The sequence below is a fragment of the Halomonas sp. genome (assembly GCF_052095695.1).
In the GTDB taxonomy this organism is placed as follows: Bacteria; Pseudomonadota; Gammaproteobacteria; order Pseudomonadales; family Halomonadaceae; genus Vreelandella.
The window spans coordinates 1-5,653 of sequence record NZ_JBQDLQ010000136.1; the positions used below are offsets into that span (position 1 = coordinate 1).

Annotated in this window: 5 protein-coding genes; 4 read left to right on the forward strand and 1 reads right to left on the reverse strand. The window is 54.1% G+C overall.

The window, feature by feature from the left end:
- The first annotated feature begins 146 nt into the window (after positions 1 to 146).
- The 4 genes from carA (at position 147) to ACTH5D_RS17000 (ending at position 5,312) form a co-directional block, all read left to right on the forward strand.
- Positions 147 to 1,292: a glutamine-hydrolyzing carbamoyl-phosphate synthase small subunit gene (gene carA / locus ACTH5D_RS16985; RefSeq protein WP_441673310.1), complete on the forward strand. Its 1,146-nt coding sequence runs from the start codon at positions 147 to 149 to the stop codon at positions 1,290 to 1,292.
- 98 nt (positions 1,293 to 1,390) lie between these two features.
- The gene (gene carB / locus ACTH5D_RS16990) at positions 1,391 to 4,621 is read left to right on the forward strand and encodes a carbamoyl-phosphate synthase large subunit (RefSeq protein WP_441673306.1); all 3,231 of its coding nucleotides are present in this window, start codon (positions 1,391 to 1,393) and stop codon (positions 4,619 to 4,621) included.
- Positions 4,618 to 5,094: a transcription elongation factor GreA gene (gene greA / locus ACTH5D_RS16995; protein WP_441673308.1), complete on the forward strand. Its 477-nt coding sequence runs from the start codon at positions 4,618 to 4,620 to the stop codon at positions 5,092 to 5,094. Before carB ends, greA begins: the two co-directional genes overlap by 4 nt.
- Before the next feature lie 104 nt (positions 5,095 to 5,198).
- Positions 5,199 to 5,312 carry a hypothetical protein gene (locus tag ACTH5D_RS17000; protein ID WP_441673312.1) on the forward strand — a complete coding sequence of 38 codons (114 nt, stop codon included), beginning with the start codon at positions 5,199 to 5,201 and terminating at the stop codon, positions 5,310 to 5,312.
- Between the two features lie 9 nt (positions 5,313 to 5,321).
- Here ACTH5D_RS17000 and yhbY read toward each other — a convergent pair whose 3' ends face one another.
- A complete protein-coding gene (gene yhbY / locus ACTH5D_RS17005) occupies positions 5,322 to 5,648 on the reverse strand; it encodes a ribosome assembly RNA-binding protein YhbY (RefSeq protein ID WP_096276247.1) in 327 nt (108 codons plus the stop codon).
- Positions 5,649 to 5,653 lie beyond the last annotated feature (5 nt).

Genomic DNA, 5,653 nt, shown 5'->3' on the forward strand with positions numbered 1-5,653 from the left:
AGCGGGATGAAACCGATTCTTTTTATCGGCTTCGTCCCGCTTTTTTACGGCCCTTATTTCAAAGAAGTTTTAATGCAGAAATTGCTGAGCCTGCGCCCAACAGGCTCCCACCAGCATGGGAGGATCTTGTTTTGAATAACACCGCATTGAGCAAACCCGCAATATTGGCTCTGGAAGATGGTAGCGTTTTCCATGGAACCGCCATTGGCGCGGATGGACTAACAAGCGGTGAGGTGGTGTTCAATACGGCCATGACCGGCTACCAAGAAATCCTCACTGACCCTTCCTACACCCGCCAAATTGTTACGCTCACCTATCCTCATATCGGCAATACCGGCATTAATGCCGAAGACATCGAGTCTGGGTCGATTGCGGCGGCGGGCTTGGTGATTCGCGATTTGCCGTTAATGGCCAGCAGCTTTCGCTCTGAGCAATCGCTGTCGGATTATCTGAAAAGTCAGAACGTGTTGGGCATTGCCGATATTGATACTCGCCGGCTAACGCGCATTCTGCGCGATAAAGGTGCCCAGAACGGGGCGATTCTGGCGGGTGCTGACGCCGAAGGCGATGACGCGGTAGCGCGGGCGCTAGACGCCGCCAAGGCATTTCCTGGCCTGAAGGGTATGGATCTGGCTAAAGAAGTGTCGTGCAAAGCTCCTTACGAGTGGACAGAGGGCGAGTGGACGCTGGGCCAAGGCTACGCGGATACCACGAAAAGCGAGTGCCCTTACCACGTGGTGGCGTTTGATTACGGCGTTAAATTCAACATCCTGCGCATGCTGGCTGCGCGCGGCTGCCGGCTTACCGTGGTGCCGGCGCAAACGCCTGCTGCTGATGTACTGGCCATGAACCCTGATGGGGTCTTTTTGGCCAATGGTCCGGGCGACCCAGAGCCCTGCGATTACGCCATTAAAGCCATTCAGGACGTGTTGGAAGCCGATGTTCCGCTGTTTGGAATCTGCCTGGGCCATCAGCTGCTGGCGCTCGCCTCTGGTGCGAAAACGCTCAAGATGAGCCATGGCCATCACGGCGCTAACCATCCGGTGCAAGATCTAGACACTGGCAAGGTGATGATTACCAGCCAAAACCACGGTTTTGCGGCAGATGAAGCGACCCTGCCTGCCAATCTGCGGGCTACGCATCGTTCGCTGTTCGACGGCACCCTGCAAGGTATTGAGCGCACTGACCGCTCAGCGTTCAGCTTTCAAGGCCACCCAGAGGCGAGCCCCGGTCCGCGAGACGTAGCACCGCTGTTTGATCGCTTTGTGGCCATGATGCAGGCGCGTCGCTAAGGCAGCGGGTTGCTGCTGAAAGCTTTCGCCTAGCACCGCTGCATCACTTTATCGCCGTCTTTTGTCGCTCATCGTCATTATTTTTTGTGGGAACCGTTATGCCTAAGCGTACCGATATCAACAGTATTTTAATCATTGGCGCTGGACCGATTGTGATCGGCCAGGCCTGCGAATTTGACTACTCCGGCGCTCAGGCGTGTAAAGCGCTGCGCGAGGAGGGTTACCGCGTTATTTTGGTTAACTCCAATCCCGCGACCATCATGACCGACCCGGCGATGGCCGACGCCACCTACATTGAGCCGATTACCTGGCAGGCGGTGGAAAAAATCATCGAAGCCGAGCGTCCGCAGGCTATTTTGCCCACCATGGGTGGTCAAACGGCGCTTAACTGCGCGCTGGAATTGGACCACCATGGCGTGCTCGCAAAATACGGCGTTGAGATGATCGGTGCTAACGCCGACGCTATCAATATGGCCGAAGATCGCGACCTGTTTGATCAGGCCATGAAGCGCATCGGTCTAGAGTGTCCCAAGGCCAAAGTCGCGCACAGCATGAGTGAGGCCTGGGAGATTCAGACTGAGCTGGGCTTTCCAAGCATTATCCGCCCCTCCTATACCATGGGTGGCTCCGGCGGCGGTGTCGCGTACAACAAAGAAGAGTTTGAAGAGATTTGTACGCGCGGCTTTGAGCTTTCTAACAACCATGAGCTGCTCATTGATGAGTCGCTGCTGGGTTGGAAAGAGTATGAGATGGAAGTTGTGCGCGATAAAAACGACAACTGCATCATCGTCTGCGCGATTGAAAACTTCGACCCGATGGGCGTGCACACCGGTGATTCCATCACCGTAGCACCGGCGCAAACGCTGACCGATAAAGAATATCAGATCATGCGTGACGCCAGCCTGGCCGTACTGCGCGAGATTGGTGTGGAAACCGGGGGTTCCAACGTACAGTTCGGCATGGACCCGAAGACTGGCCGCCTGGTCGTTATCGAGATGAACCCGCGGGTCTCTCGCTCCTCGGCGCTGGCCTCTAAGGCGACCGGATTTCCGATCGCGAAAATCGCCGCTAAGTTGGCGATTGGCTACACGCTGGACGAGCTGCAAAATGATATTACCGGTGGTCGTACGCCGGCGTCATTTGAGCCATCGATCGACTACGTGGTTACTAAAATTCCGCGCTTCACCTTTGAAAAATTCCCGCAGGCCAATGACCGTTTAACCACGCAGATGAAGTCAGTGGGTGAGGTAATGGCGATTGGCCGCACCTTCCAGGAGTCGCTACAGAAAGCATTGCGCGGCCTGGAAACAGGTAACGATGGCTTAGATCCGATCATTACCGACTTTACGCCGGACAACATGGCGCTTATCCAGGGTGAGCTTCAGGCCGCCGGTGCTGAGCGTATTTTCTACGTGGCAGACGCCATGCGCGCGGGTATGAGCGTTGATGGTGTCTTTGCACTGACCAATATCGACCCTTGGTTCTTGGTTCAGCTTGAAGATTTGGTGCTGACTGAAGCCGCTGTTGCTAAGCGCTCGCTGGCCGATCTTTCTGCCCGTGAGCTTTACCAGCTTAAGCGCAAAGGCTTTGGCGATGCGCGTCTGGCAACGCTGCTGAACGTGAGCGAAAAAGACTTCCGTCAAGCGCGTCAGGCCGCCGGTATTCGCCCTGTCTACAAGCGTGTTGATACCTGTGCCGCTGAGTTCGCGTCGGACACCGCCTATATGTACTCCACGTACGAAGAGGAGTGCGAGGCGGATGTATCTGATCGTCAGAAAATTATGGTACTGGGCGGTGGCCCCAACCGTATCGGCCAAGGTATTGAGTTTGATTACTGCTGTGTACATGCCGCTATCGCGATGCGTGACGACGGTTATGAAACTATCATGGTCAACTGCAACCCAGAAACGGTGTCTACCGACTACGACACCTCTGATCGTCTCTATTTTGAGCCGGTGACGCTGGAAGACGTGCTTGAAATTGCTGATAAAGAGAAGCCGGTCGGCGTTATCGTGCAGTTTGGCGGCCAGACGCCGCTGAAGCTCGCGCGTGAGCTGGAAGCCGCTGGCGTACCGATTATCGGTACCACGCCGGATGCCATTGACCGTGCAGAAGACCGCGAGCGCTTCCAGGTGATGATCGATAAGCTTGGCCTGAAGCAGCCGCCTAATGCGACAGCGCGTAGCTTTGCAGAAGCGTTTGATAAAGCCGAGGTGATTGGTTATCCGCTAGTGGTGCGCCCAAGCTACGTACTTGGCGGTCGCGCGATGGAAATCGTTTATGACGCCTCTGAGCTTGAAAACTACATGACTCACGCGGTAAAAGTCTCCAACGACTCACCGGTATTGCTGGATCACTTCCTGAGTGCGGCGATCGAGATCGATATCGATGCGGTGTCAGATGGCCAGCAGGTTGTGATTGGCGGCATTATGCAGCACGTCGAGCAAGCGGGCGTTCACTCCGGTGACTCGGCCTGTGCTCTGCCGCCTTACTCGCTACCTGCCGATGTGCAGGACAAAATGCGCGACCAAGTGAAGCAAATGGCCGTTGAGCTGGGCGTTAAGGGCTTAATGAACGTGCAGCTGGCTTGGCAGGATGGCGAGATTTATGTGATTGAGGTGAATCCGCGCGCCTCGCGTACCGTGCCTTTTGTGTCTAAGTGCATTGGTATTTCGCTGGCCCAAATTGCCGCTCGTTGTATGGCGGGTAAAACGCTAGCGGAGCAGGGCTTTGAACACGAAATCATCCCGCATTTTTATAGCGTGAAAGAAGCCGTCTTCCCGTTCAATAAATTTCAGGGCGTGGATCCGATTTTATCGCCGGAAATGAAATCAACCGGTGAAGTCATGGGCTCTGGTGATACCTTTGCTGAGGCTTTCTTTAAAGCGCAGTTAGGGGCGGGTGAGGCGATTCCTGCGTTTGATGGTTCGCGTAAAGCATTCCTTTCCGTGCGTGAACCAGACAAAGCGGGGATTATCGAAGTGGGGCGTTCTCTGTTAGCATTAGGGTTTACGCTATGCGCAACACGAGGAACAGCGGCTGCTTTGGAAGCTGCTGGGCTTGCTGTGGAGCACGTCAACAAAGTCTACGAAGGTCGTCCCCATATCGTCGATCTGCTCAAGAACGACGAAATTGCCTACATTGTGAACACTACTGAAGGTCGTCAGGCGATTAACGACTCTTCGGTCATTCGACGTACTGCTCTCTCGCGCAAGGTGCCCTATGCCACCACCTTGGCGGGCGCTAATGCTGTTTGCATGGCGCTTGAGTACGGACGGGAAATTACGGTGCGGCGCCTTCAGGATCTGCATGCAGGAGCAAATAAATGAACAAGGTCCCGATGACAGTCGCGGGGGAAAGAAGCCTTCGTGAAGAGCTTGATCATCTGAAGAGCGAAGCTCGCCCCCAGGTGATCGCGGCCATCGCTGAAGCGCGTGAGCACGGCGATTTGAAAGAAAATGCCGAGTACCATGCCGCTCGCGAGCAGCAAGGATTTATCGAAGGGCGTATCCAGGAGATTGAAGGCAAACTCTCCGTTGCCCAAGTGATTGATGTGACCAAGTTGCCAAACACCGGCAAAGTGATTTTTGGTGTCACCGTGTCGATGCAAAATTTAGACACTGATGCAGAGGTCACTTACCGGATCGTTGGCGAAGACGAGGCCGATATTAAGTCCGGACGCATTTCGGTGACATCCCCTATTGCTCGTGCCCTAATCGGCAAAGAAGAGGGTGATATTGTGGTGGTGAAAACACCAGGCGGCGATGTCGAGTACGAAATAGGTAGCGTCGTATATAGTTAATAAAAAACGCCCCTCAGCGCACTTGTTCGCTGAGGGGCGTTTTATATGTCGTTACGTACTATTTTTTTGCGTGCTAAATCGTTACGTGCTGTGTCTTTACGAACATAGTCTTTAGGAGCATAGTCTTTACGAACACAGTCTTTACGAACACAGTCTTTACGAACACAGTCTTTACGAACACAGTCGTTAAGAACATAGCCAGCAGCGCGTCAATTTAACGCGCTGCCCTAATAGCGGCCGTGGTGGTTCTCAAAGCGGGTAACATTAGACAGCTTCGGATTTACCTGTGGATTCCTGCGGTAAAGCAGGGCCATTTTGCCAATGGTTTGCACAAGGTCAGCACGGCTGTTGGTGATCAGTTCGGCTACCATGGCAGCACGTTCATCACGTTCAGGAAGGGCGAGCTTCACTTTGATCAGTTCGTGATCGGTGAGCGCGCGATTAAGTTCTGCTAGCAAGTTTTCGGAGACGCCGTTCTCTGAAACGGTGACCACAGGGTTAAGGTGGTGGCCAATGCTACGAAATGCTTTCTTTTGTGCCTGTGACAAGCTCATGGTAT